Consider the following 13,873-nt stretch of genomic DNA (forward strand, 5'->3'; position numbering starts at 1 on the left):
CTATGAGAAACGGGGGGAAGAAAGCACGCTGTTGTGTAGTTTAAATACCCGCACCTGGATGTGCGGGCTGGTGCGAGGCACTCGCATTGAAGCGGCGGTTGCGAGCGACGCATGTTGCATTGGCTGTTGCGAAGTACTCACAGCGCATCCGCTTTCGCGAAGGGCTCGCGGCATCCGCCCGCACTCAACCGCACCAATGCACCCGCAAACGCGGACCGGGCTGCTGGAGCGCGACACGAATCGGGTACTCGCTGATGTCCTCGCCAGCCAGTGCGGCTTGCAGCACATCGAGCTTTTGCTTGCCGCGCAACAGCAGCAGGCGGGTGGGAATCGCGGCGAGGCCGGTCGGCGTCAGCGTGATCCGCAGCGGCCACTGGTTCGCGCCCGGGCAACCGGTCGCGTCCAGCGATGCGTACGGCTGCGGGCTGGCCAGCGCCTTGGGCAGATCGGTCGAACCGGGGAACAACGATGCGGTATGTCCGTCGCCGCCCATTCCCAGCACCGCCAGACAAGCCGGTTCGGCATGGGTGGCCTGCAGGTTGGCGGTGTGCACGCACTCGGGCAATTGCTTGCCGGGACGCACCAACGGGATGAAGGTCGCAGCCGGCGCATGGGTCAGGAAGCTGTGATTGACCAGCCACGCGTTGCTGTCCTGATCCTGCGGCGAGAGCCAACGCTCATCGACCAGGCCCACCTCCACCCGCGACCAGTCCAGCGGACGGTGCGCCAGCGATTCGTAGACCGGCGCCGGTGTGGTGCCGCCGGAGAGCAGCATGCGCGCCTGCCCGCGGCGCGAAATCTCCTGTTCCAGCAGATCGGCCATTTCGCCGGCGACCGCTTCGGTCCACTCGGCGGGATCTTCGTAGCGCACCAGGGTGATGCGCGGGTTGTCCTGCAGGTTCATCGCTGCTCCCCCGGATGCTGACGCTGTGCATCCACCGCATACGCTGCGGCGCCCAAGAGGCCGGCATGCGGATGCATGACTGCCAGCGAAGGCACGCGCGACATGATCGCGGAGAACCGGCCCTTGTGTTCGAAGCGCTGGCGGAAGCCGGAGTGCTGCAGCGACTCCAGCACCTTGGGCACCAGCCCGCCGGTGAGGAACACGCCATCCCATGCACCCTGCATCAGCACCATGTCGCCAGCGATCGCACCGAAGATGGCGCAGAACAGGTCGATGGTGCGCGCAGAGCGCGGGTCGCCGGCCGCCGCACGTGCGGTGATGTCCTTGGGTTCCAGCGGGCCCGGGTCGATGCCGGCAATCTCGCTCAATGCGCGATGGATGTTGACCAGGCCGGGGCCGCAGATCAGCCGCTCATTGGAGACCCGGCCGAACTGCTCGGAGAGGATTTCCAGCACACGGATTTCTTCCGGCGTGCCGGGCGGAAAGCTGACGTGGCCGCCTTCGGTTTCCAGTGGAAAACAGCGCCCGTTGCGGATGATCAGCCCACCCACGCCGAGGCCGGTGCCGGGACCGATCACGCCGTAGTTGCGCGGTTGATCGATCGGCGCCGGCCGCCAGCTGGCACCGCCCACCTGCACCACATCCTGCGGACGCAGCAGGCTGATTGCCATGGCTTGCGCTGCAAAGTCGTTGATCAGGTGCAGGGTGCTGAAGCCCAGCATGGCAGCGGTGCGCGACCGCGAGATCACCCACGGATGATTGGTGATGCGCGCTTCGTCGCCATCGACGCGGCCGGCCACGGCGAACACGCCCTGGGTGGCCTGCACGCCGATCTGGTCGAGGTAGTACCGCGCGGCTTCGCCGAGCGAAGCGAACTCCACCACCGCGAACTCGCGCGAGGTGTCATCCAGCAAAGGGACCGATGCATCGACATCGGCCAGCGCGAACCGCGCGTTGGTTCCGCCGATATCGGCAACCAGCACCGGTTTGGAAGGAGCGGTCATGCGGTGTTTCCCTGTGCGTCGGTGGCAGGAGGCAGGAACGGTGCGGCAGTGTCCGGGCCCCAGCTACCGGCGGGGTAGGGCTGCAGCGGCAAGGCTGCGTCTTTCCAGGCATCGCTGACGCTGTCGATCCAGGACCAGGCAGCCTTGACCTCGTCGTCGCGCACGAACAGTGCCGGGTTGCCGTTGAAGGCATCCACGAACAGCCGCTCGTAAGCGATGCGACGGTGCAGGCCGGTCGGCACCGACAATTCCAGTTCCAGCGGTTGCAGTTCGATCGCGCCCCATTCCGGGCCGGCCAGGCTGCTCATCAGGCCGAGCTCGATGTTTTCCTGCGGCTGCAGCTGGAAGGTCAGGCGGTTGGGCACCGCGTTCTGGCGATCCGGGCGCTCGAACAACCAATGCGTCACCGGCTTGAGCGTGACCACGATGCGGGTGGAACGCTCGGCCAGCCGCTTGCCGGTGCACAGATGGAACGGCACGCCGGCCCAGCGCCAGTTGTCGATATGCGCGGTCACCGCGACGAAGGTTTCCACGTCGCTGCCTTCCGGCGGGTGATAGGCCTGCGCCGGCTGGCCGTTGATGGTGCCGGCGGTGTAGCGACCGCGCACGCTGTCGTGCGCGGCGTGTTCGGCGGTCATCGGGCGCAGCGCACGCAGCACCTTGACCTTCTCGTCGCGGATGCGGTCGGCTTCCAGCGACGCCGGCGGCTCCATCGCCACCAGACACAGCAGCTGCAGGATATGGCTCTGCACCATGTCGCGCAGCGCGCCGGAGCGCGCGTAATACGCATCGCGTCCGTCCACGCCCTCGCTTTCGGCGACCAGGATCTGTACCGACTCGATGTAGGTCCGGTTCCAGACTGCTTCGAGCAGCGTATTGCCGAAGCGCAGCGCGATCAGGTTCTGCACCGCCGCCTTGCCCAGGTAATGGTCCAGGCGGAACACGCGATCTTCGTCGATCAGCGCGCCGATCGACTGCAGGATCTCGCGAGCGCTATCGGAGTCATGGCCGATCGGCTTTTCCAGCATCAGCCGGTGCGGCGCTGCCAGCGCACCGCCCAGGGCCAGGCCCTGGCAGGTGCTGATATACAGCCCCGGCGGGATCGCCAGGTAGCTCACGATCTGGCGGCTGGCCAGCTCGCGGACTGCATCGGCCACCGATTCGGCATTGCGCAGGTCCACCGAGCGGTAATCCACGCGCTGCAGCAGCGTCTGGATCTGCTCCGGGGTGGCAATCGGCAGCGCTTCGGTCAGGCGTGGCCGTAACACTTCACGGAAAGCCTCGGTATCGTGCGGCGACAATGCCAGCGCACGGATACGGAAGTCCTCCGGCAGCAGGCCGTCGACGAACAGGCGCAGCAGGGACGGAAAGAGATAGCGCTGGGCGAGATCGCCGGTAGCGCCGAACAGGATCAGGGTGTTGTGCATGGACCGAGTTTCAGATTCTGGAGACATCGTTATCAGCAGTTTCGCGAAAAGGCGCCGGACAGCCGGCGGTCGGTACGTCTGTTCCTGAGCGACACTTGCGTGCGCGCAGCGGGGGATGGACGGCGACGCCCAATCCCCGATTGTTGCAGCAACTGGTGGCCAGCGGTTAGCGCCTGGGCGGCATACCTGCACCTGCGTGGCGGAATGCCCGCTCGCGCAATGCAGGTAACGTCGCCGGAAACGGCGGCGTGGGTCGGTAGCGGCATGGTCCCTCCCGAGATCGATGTTGCCATGTGAAAACGATTACATGTCAGAATAAACCAATGCATTCGTTTGCAGGAGATTTCCTCGCAAACGGGTCGGTCGTCATTGCCATCGGGAGGGCCGAGGGCAGGGCGCATACAAACGTTGAGGCCGAACGATGGCGAAAGTGCAGTTGGAAGGTGTCCGCAAGGTCTATGAGAACGGCCAGGTGGCGGTGCAGGGCGCAAGCTTCGAGGTGGCCGACGGCGAGCTGATGGTGCTGGTCGGGCCGTCCGGCTGCGGCAAGTCGACGCTGTTGCGCATGATCGCCGGGCTCGAGGACATCAGCGCGGGCACGCTCAAGATCGGCGAACGCGTCGTCAACGACGTGGCGCCGAAGGACCGCGACATCGCCATGGTGTTCCAGAGCTATGCGCTCTACCCGCACATGACCGTGGCGGAAAATCTGGCCTTCGGGCTCAAGCTGCGTGGTCACCCGAAACAGGTCATCGCCGAGCGCGTCAATAACGCCGCCGAACTGCTGGGCCTGACCCCGATGCTCGACAAGTTGCCCAAGGCGATGTCCGGCGGCCAGCGTCAGCGTGTGGCGCTCGGGCGGGCGATGGTGCGCGAATCGTCGGTGTTCCTGCTCGACGAACCGCTGTCCAATCTGGACGCCAAGTTGCGCCACAGCGTGCGCACCGAGATCGCGCAGCTGCATCGCAAGCTCGGCACCACCATGATCTACGTCACCCACGATCAGGTCGAAGCGATGACCCTCGGTCAGCGCATCGTGGTGCTCAAGGACGGCGTGATTCAGCAGATCGACAGCCCGATGGCGCTGTACGACCGTCCGGCCAACCTGTTTGTTGCCGGTTTCCTGGGCAGCCCGGCGATGAATATGCTGCAGGGACGGCTGGATGAGCAGGATGGCCTGCATCTCGTCATGGCCGACGGCTGGCGGGTGCCGCTGGGCGCCGCGCAGGTCGATCGCCGCTGGTTCGGTCAGGACGTGATCGTCGGCGTGCGCCCCGAGCATCTGCAGCCGTCCAGCGATGCGCAGTTGGGCTTCGATGCGCAGGTAGAGGTCATCGAGCCGGTCGGCAACGAGATCTTCCTCAACCTCGATCGCGGCGGGCAGCCGCTGGTGATCCGCGTCGCGCCGCAGGCGCTGCCAGTGGTCGGGCAGCCTCTCCGCCTGGCATTGCGCAGCGATGCCCTGCATTTCTTCGACCCGGCAACCGGGCAGCGGCTGGAGCCGGCTTAACGCTCCAGCCCGGACAAGATGGCAAGCGGGCGCGCCGGGTGCGCGCCGGCTTGCAGGGTGGTGCTGGCGTCCACGGTCAATTCCAGTGGCAACACCGCCAGCGCCAGATCGCCGGCAACGCTGACCACCGTGCCGATGGCTGCACCGTCCAGTTCGACGCTATCGCCCGCCTGGGCAGCGCCTTCAGTCTCCAACAGTTGCAACGCACGCTTGGCCTTGCCCAGAAAATGCGTGCGCGCAACGATCTCCTGACCCGGGTAGCAGCCCTTCTTGACGCTGAAAGCCTGCAGGCGGTCCAGTGCCAGTTGCTGCGGCGTCCATTGTTCGCGCTGCGCATCCGGCAGGCGAACCAGACCTAGTTGCAGATCCGCGCGGCGCCATTGCGCGTCGATGCTGGGCAATTCGATAGGCGCGGCCAATGCGTCGTCGCTGAAAAGCAAGAGCGTGCGTGTCAGGGCAGCGACGCCCATATCCAGTGCGATACGCAGCGTTCCGATCTCGGCATGTGCGCCTTGCGCATGCTCTGGCGCCGCGAAACCGCCATACGCAAGCAGCGCGGCCGCGTTGATTTTCAGCTTGCGCCGGAACACGAAACGGCCGAGTTGCGCGGCGATTTCGGCCGCGTTGCCGTCCGGCAACACCATCAGCAACTGCGCGTCGTCCTCACGCAGAAGTGCGAAGATGGCGATCACGCGCCCCTTCGCCGTCAACCACGCATTCCATTGCCACTGCCCGATCGCCAGCGCCTGGACGTCATTGGCGAATTGGGCATGCGCGAACGACACTGCATCCGTCCCGACCAGTCGGACGTATTGCATGTCGTGCAGGGAGCCAAAACCCTGTGGAATAAGATTCAGGTTGTCAGCCATGGAGGGGGAGGACTAAAATCGCAACGTTGTGAGACCACTATGATAGGCCATCCAACCCCCACCCCAGCGCTGGATTCCGAGACGCAGCCTTCCCCTCAGGAGCAGATTCCCGAGAAGAAGCCACTGCCGAAGGAGATTGGTGGACGCGACGGCCCCGAGCCAACGCGCTACGGCGACTGGGAAAAAAATGGACGCTGCATCGATTTTTGAGCAGCTTTTAGCCACAGCGGCCTAGTGCCGCCCAGCCGAGAAAACGAGCCCAGCGAATGGCGATCCGCGAACGTCCCACTTCTCCACATCTGCAGGTCTACCGCTGGCAGATCCAGATGGCGACCTCGATCCTGCATCGAGCTACCGGCGTCATCCTTTCCGGAGGCGCGCTGGTCATCGCAGTCTCGCTGCTCTTGCTGATGCTAGGTGAGGACCACTGGAATTGCCTGACCCAGCATCTGGGCGCCTGGTATGGCCAGTTGTTCCTGTTCGCCTGGTCATGGGCTTTTACCTATCACCTGGCCAACGGTATCCGCCACATCGTCCAGGACTTCGGCCGCGGCTTCAGCATTCCCGCCTTTATCCGCAGCAGCTGGACCTCGGTGATCGCTAGCCTGGTGCTGACCGCTGCGATCTGGGCGTATGTCCTGACTGGAGCTTCCGCATGAGCCGCTATCGCACCCCGTTGAAAAATGTGCGTGGTCTGGGCGCGGCCAAGACCGGTACCGAACATTTCGTGATGCAGCGTCTGACCGCGACAGCGCTGGTCGTGCTGGCGATCTGGTTCGTGGCATTCGTGCTGAGCCTGCTCGGTTCCGACTACACGGCTGCAGTCGCTGCGGTGTCCAAGCCGTGGAACGCGGTGTTGCTAGTCGGGTTCCTGGTGGCGATGTTCTGGCACGCGCAGCTTGGCCTGCAGGTCGTGCTCGAGGACTACATCCACAACTCGTTGCTGGCGCTGGCGTTGCAGACGACGGTGAAGTTCATCGCCGTGCTTGGCGCGATCGTCAGCATTTTCGCAGTGGCGCGCATCGCGCTGGGCGGTGCCTGAGTCATCGGGCACACAGAACAGGAATCCAGATTAGATGTCCGCTTACAAGATCACTGAACACAAGTACGACATGGTCGTGGTGGGTGCCGGCGGCGCCGGCCTGCGTGCCACGTTCGGCTTGGCCCAGAAAGGCCTGCAGACGGTCTGCCTGACCAAGGTCTTCCCGACCCGGTCGCACACCGTGGCGGCGCAGGGCGGTATTTCCGCCGCGCTCGGCAACATGGGCGAAGACGATTGGCGCTACCACTTCTACGACACCATCAAGGGCTCCGATTGGCTGGGCGACCAGGACGCAATCGAGTACATGTGTCGCGAAGCGATTCCGGCCATCATCGAGCTGGAACACTACGGCGTGCCGTTCTCGCGTACCGAAGAGGGCAAGATCTATCAGCGCCCGTTCGGTGGCATGACTACCAAGTACGGTGAAGGCCCGTCGGCGCAGCGCACCTGCGCGGCAGCCGACCGTACCGGCCACGCCATGCTGCATACCCTGTATCAGCAGTCGCTCGCCCACAACGCGCGTTTCATGATCGAGTACTTCGCGCTTGACCTGATCTTCGACGAAGAGGGTGTCTGCCGCGGCGTGCTGGCGCTCGACATGGCCGAAGGTTCGTTGCATCTGTTCCGCGCCCACGGCGTGGTGCTGGCCACCGGCGGCTATGGCCGTGCCTACTTCAGTGCCACCTCCGCTCACACCTGTACCGGTGACGGCGGCGGCCTGGTGATGCGTGCCGGCCTGCCGGTGCAGGACATGGAGTTCGTGCAGTTCCATCCCACCGGCATTTACGGTGCGGGCTGCCTGATCACCGAAGGCGTGCGCGGCGAAGGCGGCATTCTGCGCAACAGCAACGGCGAGCGCTTCATGGAGCGCTACGCACCGCATTACAAGGATCTGGCCTCGCGCGACGTGGTGTCGCGCTCGATGACCGTGGAAATCCGCGAAGGCCGCGGCGTCGGCGAGCACAAAGATCACATCCTGCTCGACCTGACCCACCTCGGCCCGGAAGTCATCAACGAAAAGCTCCCCGGCATCGCCGAAAGCGCCCACATCTTTGCCGGTGTGGACGTGACCAAGCAGCCGATCCCGGTGCTGCCGACCGTGCACTACAACATGGGCGGCATTCCGACCAATTTCTACGGCGAAGTCGTGCGCAAGCAGGGCGACGACCCGGATGCGGTGGTGCCTGGTCTGTACGCGATCGGCGAAGCCGCCTGCGTGTCGGTGCACGGTGCCAACCGTCTGGGTTCCAACTCGTTGCTGGATCTGGTGGTGTTCGGCCGTGCGGTGGCAAACCGCTGCGCCGAGACGGTCAAGCCCAACCAGCCACATAAGACGTTGCCGTCCGATGCTTGCGACAAGGCGCTGGGCCTGCTGGACAAGTTGCGCTATGCCAACGGCTCCACGCCGACCTCGGTGATCCGCGACAACATGCAGCGCACCATGCAGTCCGACGCTGCGGTGTTCCGCACCAGCAAAACGTTGAAAGAAGGCGTGGACAAGATGGCCGAGATTTTCGCCACCTTCGAAGACGTCAAGGTGTCCGACCGTTCGCTGGTGTGGAACTCGGATCTGATCGAGACCTACGAATTGAACAACCTGCTGCTCAATGCAGTGGCGACGATCAATTCGGCCGAGCAGCGCAAGGAAAGCCGCGGCGCGCATTCTCATGAAGACTTCCCGGACCGCGACGACGTCAACTGGCAGAAGCACACGCTGGTCACCGTCGACGACAAGGGCAAGTGCGAGTTCGAATATCGCCCGGTGCACATGTACACGCTGAGTCAGGACGTGGATGTCGTCCCGCCGAAGCCGCGCGTTTACTGATCGATGCGCATGCAACGCGCCTTCGCTGCATTGAAGCCAACCGCCGGGTTGTCCTGGCGTGGCGGTAATTACTTGCAGCGGTCGGGGCGTTTCATCACGCAGGGGCAGCGCCGGCAATACGCCGGTCGTTGCACCGCCGCTTCGGTGGCGGCATCCATCGTTTTTACCTTCATGCGCACGGTGCGGCTGTCGCTCGCACCGCGCATCGCCTGAGCCAACGAGAGCAGCTATGGCAGAGTTCACCCTCCCCAAGAATTCAAAGATCGGCAAGGGTAAGCATTACCCTGCGCAGGGCGCCAAGAACACGCGCACCTTCAAGGTCTACCGCTGGGATCCGGATGGCGACGCCAACCCGCGCACCGACAGCTACGAGATCGATCTCGACAAGTGCGGCCCGATGGTGTTGGACGCACTGATCAAGATCAAGAACGAGATCGACCCGACCCTCACTTTCCGTCGTTCGTGCCGCGAGGGCATCTGCGGCTCGTGCGCGATGAATATCGACGGCACCAATACGCTGGCCTGCACCAAGGCGATCGATGCCTGCGGCAAGGCCGAAGTGCCGATCTACCCGCTGCCGCACATGGATGTGATCAAGGATCTGGTCCCTGACCTGACACATTTCTACGCGCAGTACGCGTCGATCAAGCCGTGGATCCGCACCCAGACGCCAGCGCCGCCGGATCGCGAACGCCTGCAATCGCCGGAAGACCGCAAGAAGCTCGACGGCTTGTACGAGTGCATCCTGTGCGCATGCTGCTCGACCAGCTGCCCGAGCTACTGGTGGAATGGCGAGCGGTACCTGGGCCCGGCGATCTTGCTGCAGGCGTACCGCTGGATCGTCGACTCGCGCGATGAAGACACCGGCGCACGTCTGGACGATCTGGAAGACCCGTTCAAGTTGTATCGTTGCCATACCATCATGAACTGCGCACGGACCTGCCCGAAGGGCCTGAATCCTGCGCTGGCGATCGCCGAGATCAAGAAGTTGATGATGGCGCGTCGCGCCTGATCGCAAGGCACAGAGGTCTCGCGTTTGCGGGATGTGGTTCTCAGCGGCACCGGCCTGATGGTCAGGTGCCGCTGTTGTTTTCGTCCCCGCCGCAGGGCAGGGAGGAGAGAGGGATGGACGAAGAAACCTTGTTGAAAAAGCTGCGGTGGCGTTGCCGGCGTGGCATGCGCGAGCTGGATCAGCTGTTCGGGCGCTATCTGGATCAACGCTGGGCGCAGGCTTCCGAGTCGGAACGCGCGGTTTTCCTACAGCTGCTGGATTGCGAAGACGATAAGTTGTGGCGCTGGTTCATGGGTTACGAGGCTTGCCCGGATGTCGCCAACGCCGCACTCATCGCCGATATTCGCGCCTTGCCGGCTTGAATGGCGGCCCTCGCGCGGGCTTGTTTGCGCACTGAGCCTGCTCGCCGTGCTGGCACTGTGCGCCGTCTGGCGTAGCGGTGTGCCGGCTTGGTTGGCTGTCATCTCGTCCATCGTTGTACCGGTATCGGTCGGAAGATCGCTGTGGCTGCTGTTGCGTTCGCCACTGCGGCAGTTGGTGGTGCCGTGGGGCGAGAGCCCCGCCAGCATTGACGGCACCCAGGTGCAGAACCTGCAGGTTGCCTGGCGCGGGCCGATTGCGGTGGTGTCATGGACCCGGCTGGATGCGCGCCGCGAGCGCCTGCATTTCTGGCCGGATACCTTGCCGGCGCCGCAACGACGTGAACTGCGTCTGGCCGCCCAGGCACACGCGATTTCGTCCGGGCGTCCGCAAGTGTCACCATAGCGTCCCTTTTCTGGTTGAACCGCATGTTCAAACCTATCCCGGTTGCCATCGGCTTGCGCTACCTGCGTGCCAAGCGGCGCAATGGCTTCATCTCGTTTATCTCGATGGCATCGATCCTGGGCATCGCCCTGGGCGTCACCGTGCTGATCACCACGTTGGCAGTGATGAGCGGTTTTCAGAAGGAAATCCGCGACCGCCTATTGCAGATGGCCGCGCATGCCACCGTCAGCGCCGAAGGTGCGCCGATGCGCGACTGGCAGCATGCGGTCGAGGTCGCCATGGCCGACCCGCGTGTTGCTGGCGCCGCACCGTATATCGAAACCGAATCGCTGCTGCAGGGCCCGCGCAAGCAGCCGGCCATCGTGCGTGGCATCGTTCCGGCCGAAGAGAACAAGGTGTCGGTGCTGGCCAAGAAGATGCAGCAGGGTTCGGTCGATAGCCTGACCCCGGGTTCCTACAACATCGTCATCGGCAAGGAGCTGGCGCTGTGGTTGGGCGTGGATGTGGGCGACAGCATCGTTGTCTTGCTCAGCGACACGCAGGCCACGCCGCTCGGCGCGATGCCGCGGCTCAAACGCTTCACCGTCAGCGGGATTTTCGAAGCCGGCTACAACGAGATCGATCGCGGCCTTGCCGTGGTCAACATGCAGGATCTGGGGCGGGTCTTGCGCATGGATGGCGTCACCGGCGTGCGGCTGCGCCTGCATGACATGGATCAGGCCTGGAACGTCGCGCGCGATCTGGCGCTGAAGTTGCACGGCCCGTACCGGGTGAGCGATTGGACCCAGGAAAACGCCAATCTCTATCACTCGTTGAAGATGGAAAAGACCGTGATGGGCATCCTGCTGTCGCTGATCGTGGCGATGGGCGCGTTCAATCTGGTGTCGTCGCAAGTGATGCTGGTCACCGACAAGCAGGCCGACATCGCGATCCTGCGGACGCTGGGCTTGTCGCCTGGCGGAGTAATGCAGGTGTTCATGGTGCAGGGCTCGTTGATCGGCTTTATGGGCACGATCATGGGGGTGATCGGCGGCATCGTGCTGACGCTCAATCTGGAGCGCATCCTCGGCCTGATCGAGGCGATCTTCAGCGTCAAATTGCTGCCCGAAGATGTGTACTACATCACCGGCCTGCCCACCGACATGCAAACCCAGGATGTGGTGGTGATCACCTTGGTGGCCTTGGTGATGAGTTTCCTGGCGACCTTGTACCCGGCGTGGCGCGCCTCGCGTACCCAGCCGGCGGAGGCGTTGCGTTATGAATGAGATCCTGGAATCGCGCGTGCAGAAGTCAACTCCAGCAGATGTGGTGATCCGCGCCGAGGCGCTGGCCAAGACCTACGCCGAAGGCAAGATGCGCACGCCGGTGTTCGATGGTCTGGACCTGTCGGTGGCGACCGGTGAGACGGTGGCGATCGTCGGCGCGTCCGGCGCGGGCAAGAGTACGTTGCTGCATCTGCTCGGCGGGCTGGATATTCCGACGTCGGGCGAGGTGTATGTCGCTGGCAGGCGCATGTCGGCGCTGTCCGATGGTGAGCGCGGCAGGCTGCGTAACCAGGCGCTGGGCTTCGTGTACCAGTTCCATCATCTGCTGCCGGAATTCACCGCGCTGGAAAACGTGATGATGCCGGTGCTGCTGTCAGGCAAGGAGGTGGCGGTGGCGCGTGGGCAGGCTCTGCAGCTCCTGGAATCGGTCGGGCTCGGCCATCGCATCGAGCACAAGCCCAGCGAGCTGTCCGGCGGCGAGCGGCAGCGCTGTGCGGTGGCGCGTGCGCTGGTGAACAAGCCGGGATGCGTGCTGGGCGACGAGCCCACCGGCAACCTCGACGACAAGACTGCCGGCACCGTGTTCGAGCTGATGTTGGAACTCAACCGCGCGCAGCGCACCAGCCTGGTGTTGGTCACCCACGACCGCAGCCTGGCGCGTCGTCTGGATCGCGTGCTGGAACTGCATCAAGGCAAGCTGCGCGAGCTGGCACCCTCGGCAGTGTGAGTGCTTGCGATGCGACCGGGTTGCCGGTCGTGTCGCGCAGTAAAGTGGGCGTACTTCTCACGATATGTCGCTGCGTGCAGGATGCGCAGTGCTTTCGTTGGATGCGTCGCTCACTTGGTGTGATGTCCAGAGCGCAGCTTTAGGAGCGGCTAACAAAGCCTAGCGAGCAGTCGTTAGTTGGTTATGGACGGCGCGCAGGTACCGGAATGTAAGAGTGCACATGTTGCACGGAGCAGCGGCCACGCCAGCCTCGCCGCTGCACAGTCTTTTTGTCAGCTGCTCTAAACCCCTGGACTCCAAACCCCTGAACTCCACCTCTATCCACATCGCTGCAGGCCATTGCGACCTGCAGCGATGCGGTGGCATTACTCAAGGAATGATGCGCAGTGCCCGCAATCGGGTGAATAGCTCGAAGAACGAGGCGCGGCTGTCGTAGAAGTCAACAAAGCCCAGTTCGCGGCTCTTGGTCATATCGTTGACGCACTCGATCTCGCGACCCAGGTCGGCATCGGTATGCCACCACGAGGCTAGACGATTGACGTCCGACTCGACCAGATTGTGCTGCGCAGCCAATTCGGCCCACAGCGCCGGTGCGGTTTCGGTCAGGCGCGCTTCCAACGGCTGCGGCGTGTCGGGGCAGGGTGCGGCGTCGAGGTCGAAGAACGCGGCGATCTCGCCCCACATCCAGCGCCAGCGGAACACATCGCCATTGACGGTATTGAAGGCCTGGTTGCGTGCCGCCGGGCTGAGACCTGCCCAGGCCAGCTGACGGCCGAGCAGGCCGGCGTCGGTCAGATCGGTGAGGCTGTTCCACTGCGCCTGCGAGCCTGGGAACACGAATGGCTGGCCGGTGTGCTTGCACAGCGATGCGTAGACCGCCAACGTCACGCCCATGTTCATCGCATTGCTGCCATTGGCCATGCCGATCATGGTGTGCGAGCGATGCACGCTCCATCCAAAACCGTGACGCTCGGCATGCGCGAACAGCAGGTCTTCGAGCGTGTAGTAGAAGTTTTCGCCCGGCTGACGCGGCTCGCTTTCGCGGAACGGCGTTTCGGCCTTGCCACTGCCGTAATTTTCGAACGCGCCCAGATAGTGCTTGGTACCGGTGACCAGCGCCATGTGCTGCAGCGGCGCGTCGCTCAACGCATCGCACAGGTGTCGCATCATTGCGCCGTTGGCCTCGACGTTCTCGCGTTCGGTATCGCGACGTGTCCAGGTACAGAAAAAGACGTGGGTGATCGGCAGCCCGCGTAGCGCGTTGTTGGTGCTGTCGGCGTCCAGTAGATCGGCGGCGACAGGAATGACGCCGTCATGCGGCAGCGGGCGCCGCGCCAGGCCGTAAACGGTCCAACCGTCGGCTACCAGCACGTTGGCGAGGTTATAGCCGGAGATGCCGGTCACGCCGACAATCAATGCAATGCCTTTACGCATGTGGGGGAACTCCTCAAAGACAGTGTCGAACATAGCGCTTCGGTCATGAAATCGAGGCGAATGCAGCGCTAGGTGGCCGGCGGGTCTCA

16 protein-coding genes and 1 other RNA gene are annotated in these 13,873 nt (G+C 63.9%); 11 read left to right on the forward strand and 6 right to left on the reverse strand.

Features of this window, described 5'->3' with window-relative positions; translation table 11 throughout:
* Positions 1–184: 184 nt before the first annotated feature.
* Genes pgl through zwf form a run of 3 tightly spaced genes read right to left on the reverse strand, consistent with a single transcriptional unit; the run spans position 185 to position 3,335 of the window.
* On the reverse strand, positions 185–904 hold the full coding sequence (pgl, locus tag RQH86_RS03645; RefSeq protein ID WP_115513088.1) for a 6-phosphogluconolactonase: 720 nt from the start codon (positions 902–904) through the stop codon (positions 185–187).
* Entirely contained in the window at positions 901–1,908 is a 1,008-nt protein-coding gene (gene glk / locus RQH86_RS03650; protein ID WP_055854145.1) for a glucokinase, read from the reverse strand. Before glk ends, pgl begins: the two co-directional genes overlap by 4 nt.
* Entirely contained in the window at positions 1,905–3,335 is a 1,431-nt protein-coding gene (gene zwf / locus RQH86_RS03655) for a glucose-6-phosphate dehydrogenase (RefSeq protein ID WP_115513087.1), read from the reverse strand. The genes glk and zwf overlap by 4 nt, the downstream gene beginning before the upstream one ends.
* A 421-nt stretch (positions 3,336–3,756) precedes the next feature.
* On the opposite strand from zwf, the gene ugpC reads away from it, so the two are divergent.
* Positions 3,757–4,845: a sn-glycerol-3-phosphate ABC transporter ATP-binding protein UgpC gene (gene ugpC, locus RQH86_RS03660; protein WP_115527856.1), complete on the forward strand. Its 1,089-nt coding sequence runs from the start codon at positions 3,757–3,759 to the stop codon at positions 4,843–4,845.
* Here the strand turns inward: ugpC and RQH86_RS03665 are convergent.
* Positions 4,842–5,714, reverse strand: coding sequence for a folate-binding protein (locus RQH86_RS03665; protein WP_311238225.1), 873 nt, complete (start codon positions 5,712–5,714; stop codon positions 4,842–4,844). The two genes, ugpC and RQH86_RS03665, sit on opposite strands and share 4 nt — an antisense overlap.
* On the opposite strand from RQH86_RS03665, the gene RQH86_RS03670 reads away from it, so the two are divergent.
* The 10 genes from RQH86_RS03670 (at position 5,616) to lolD (ending at position 12,350) form a co-directional block, all read left to right on the forward strand.
* Positions 5,616–5,924: a DUF1674 domain-containing protein gene (locus RQH86_RS03670; RefSeq protein ID WP_311238226.1), complete on the forward strand. Its 309-nt coding sequence runs from the start codon at positions 5,616–5,618 to the stop codon at positions 5,922–5,924. The two genes, RQH86_RS03665 and RQH86_RS03670, sit on opposite strands and share 99 nt — an antisense overlap.
* 56 nt (positions 5,925–5,980) lie before the next feature.
* Complete coding sequence (gene sdhC, locus RQH86_RS03675) at positions 5,981–6,373, forward strand: succinate dehydrogenase, cytochrome b556 subunit (RefSeq protein ID WP_055854159.1); 393 nt, start codon at positions 5,981–5,983, stop codon at positions 6,371–6,373.
* Entirely contained in the window at positions 6,370–6,756 is a 387-nt protein-coding gene (sdhD, locus tag RQH86_RS03680; protein WP_311238227.1) for a succinate dehydrogenase, hydrophobic membrane anchor protein, read from the forward strand. Before sdhC ends, sdhD begins: the two co-directional genes overlap by 4 nt.
* Before the next feature lie 34 nt (positions 6,757–6,790).
* Entirely contained in the window at positions 6,791–8,581 is a 1,791-nt protein-coding gene (gene sdhA, locus RQH86_RS03685; RefSeq protein WP_055854164.1) for a succinate dehydrogenase flavoprotein subunit, read from the forward strand.
* A gap of 9 nt (positions 8,582–8,590) precedes the next feature.
* Positions 8,591–8,794, forward strand: a complete 204-nt coding sequence (locus RQH86_RS03690) for a hypothetical protein (protein WP_311238228.1) — start codon at positions 8,591–8,593, stop codon at positions 8,792–8,794.
* A gap of 16 nt (positions 8,795–8,810) precedes the next feature.
* The gene (locus RQH86_RS03695; RefSeq protein ID WP_055854167.1) at positions 8,811–9,593 is read left to right on the forward strand and encodes a succinate dehydrogenase iron-sulfur subunit; all 783 of its coding nucleotides are present in this window, start codon (positions 8,811–8,813) and stop codon (positions 9,591–9,593) included.
* 113 nt (positions 9,594–9,706) lie between these two features.
* A complete protein-coding gene (locus RQH86_RS03700; protein ID WP_055854170.1) occupies positions 9,707–9,955 on the forward strand; it encodes a succinate dehydrogenase assembly factor 2 in 249 nt (82 codons plus the stop codon).
* Positions 9,906–10,358: a hypothetical protein gene (locus RQH86_RS03705; RefSeq protein ID WP_311238229.1), complete on the forward strand. Its 453-nt coding sequence runs from the start codon at positions 9,906–9,908 to the stop codon at positions 10,356–10,358. The genes RQH86_RS03700 and RQH86_RS03705 overlap by 50 nt, the downstream gene beginning before the upstream one ends.
* Before the next feature lie 23 nt (positions 10,359–10,381).
* On the forward strand, positions 10,382–11,623 hold the full coding sequence (locus RQH86_RS03710; protein ID WP_055854177.1) for a lipoprotein-releasing ABC transporter permease subunit: 1,242 nt from the start codon (positions 10,382–10,384) through the stop codon (positions 11,621–11,623).
* Positions 11,616–12,350, forward strand: coding sequence for a lipoprotein-releasing ABC transporter ATP-binding protein LolD (gene lolD, locus RQH86_RS03715; RefSeq protein WP_161961624.1), 735 nt, complete (start codon positions 11,616–11,618; stop codon positions 12,348–12,350). The genes RQH86_RS03710 and lolD overlap by 8 nt, the downstream gene beginning before the upstream one ends.
* A gap of 147 nt (positions 12,351–12,497) precedes the next feature.
* On the opposite strand, the gene RQH86_RS03720 is transcribed toward lolD, so the two are convergent.
* Together RQH86_RS03720 and RQH86_RS03725 are read right to left on the reverse strand one after the other, a co-directional pair.
* Positions 12,498–12,572, reverse strand: a non-coding RNA gene (locus tag RQH86_RS03720) — sX9 sRNA.
* Positions 12,573–12,719: 147 nt separating this feature from the next.
* Entirely contained in the window at positions 12,720–13,784 is a 1,065-nt protein-coding gene (locus RQH86_RS03725; protein WP_115527850.1) for an SDR family oxidoreductase, read from the reverse strand.
* Between the last annotated feature and the right edge of the window lie 89 nt (positions 13,785–13,873).

The sequence above is a fragment of the Xanthomonas sp. WCS2018Noco2-27 genome, from assembly GCF_031843525.1.
Taxonomy (GTDB): domain Bacteria; phylum Pseudomonadota; class Gammaproteobacteria; order Xanthomonadales; family Xanthomonadaceae; genus Xanthomonas.

Bases quoted from the DNA above. Each gene is read 5' to 3' on its own strand.
- pgl (WP_115513088.1), bottom strand. From the start codon at position 904: ATGAACCTGCAGGACAACCCGCGCATCACCCTGGTGCGCTACGAAGAT.
- glk (WP_055854145.1), bottom strand. From the start codon at position 1,908: ATGACCGCTCCTTCCAAACCGGTGCTGGTTGCCGATATCGGCGGAACC.
- zwf (WP_115513087.1), bottom strand. From the start codon at position 3,335: ATGCACAACACCCTGATCCTGTTCGGCGCTACCGGCGATCTCGCCCAG.
- ugpC (WP_115527856.1), top strand. From the start codon at position 3,757: ATGGCGAAAGTGCAGTTGGAAGGTGTCCGCAAGGTCTATGAGAACGGC.
- RQH86_RS03670 (WP_311238226.1), top strand. From the start codon at position 5,616: ATGCGCGAACGACACTGCATCCGTCCCGACCAGTCGGACGTATTGCAT.
- RQH86_RS03665 (WP_311238225.1), bottom strand. From the start codon at position 5,714: ATGGCTGACAACCTGAATCTTATTCCACAGGGTTTTGGCTCCCTGCAC.
- sdhC (WP_055854159.1), top strand. From the start codon at position 5,981: ATGGCGATCCGCGAACGTCCCACTTCTCCACATCTGCAGGTCTACCGC.
- sdhD (WP_311238227.1), top strand. From the start codon at position 6,370: ATGAGCCGCTATCGCACCCCGTTGAAAAATGTGCGTGGTCTGGGCGCG.
- sdhA (WP_055854164.1), top strand. From the start codon at position 6,791: ATGTCCGCTTACAAGATCACTGAACACAAGTACGACATGGTCGTGGTG.
- RQH86_RS03690 (WP_311238228.1), top strand. From the start codon at position 8,591: ATGCAACGCGCCTTCGCTGCATTGAAGCCAACCGCCGGGTTGTCCTGG.
- RQH86_RS03695 (WP_055854167.1), top strand. From the start codon at position 8,811: ATGGCAGAGTTCACCCTCCCCAAGAATTCAAAGATCGGCAAGGGTAAG.
- RQH86_RS03700 (WP_055854170.1), top strand. From the start codon at position 9,707: ATGGACGAAGAAACCTTGTTGAAAAAGCTGCGGTGGCGTTGCCGGCGT.
- RQH86_RS03705 (WP_311238229.1), top strand. From the start codon at position 9,906: ATGTCGCCAACGCCGCACTCATCGCCGATATTCGCGCCTTGCCGGCTT.
- RQH86_RS03710 (WP_055854177.1), top strand. From the start codon at position 10,382: ATGTTCAAACCTATCCCGGTTGCCATCGGCTTGCGCTACCTGCGTGCC.
- lolD (WP_161961624.1), top strand. From the start codon at position 11,616: ATGAATGAGATCCTGGAATCGCGCGTGCAGAAGTCAACTCCAGCAGAT.
- RQH86_RS03725 (WP_115527850.1), bottom strand. From the start codon at position 13,784: ATGCGTAAAGGCATTGCATTGATTGTCGGCGTGACCGGCATCTCCGGC.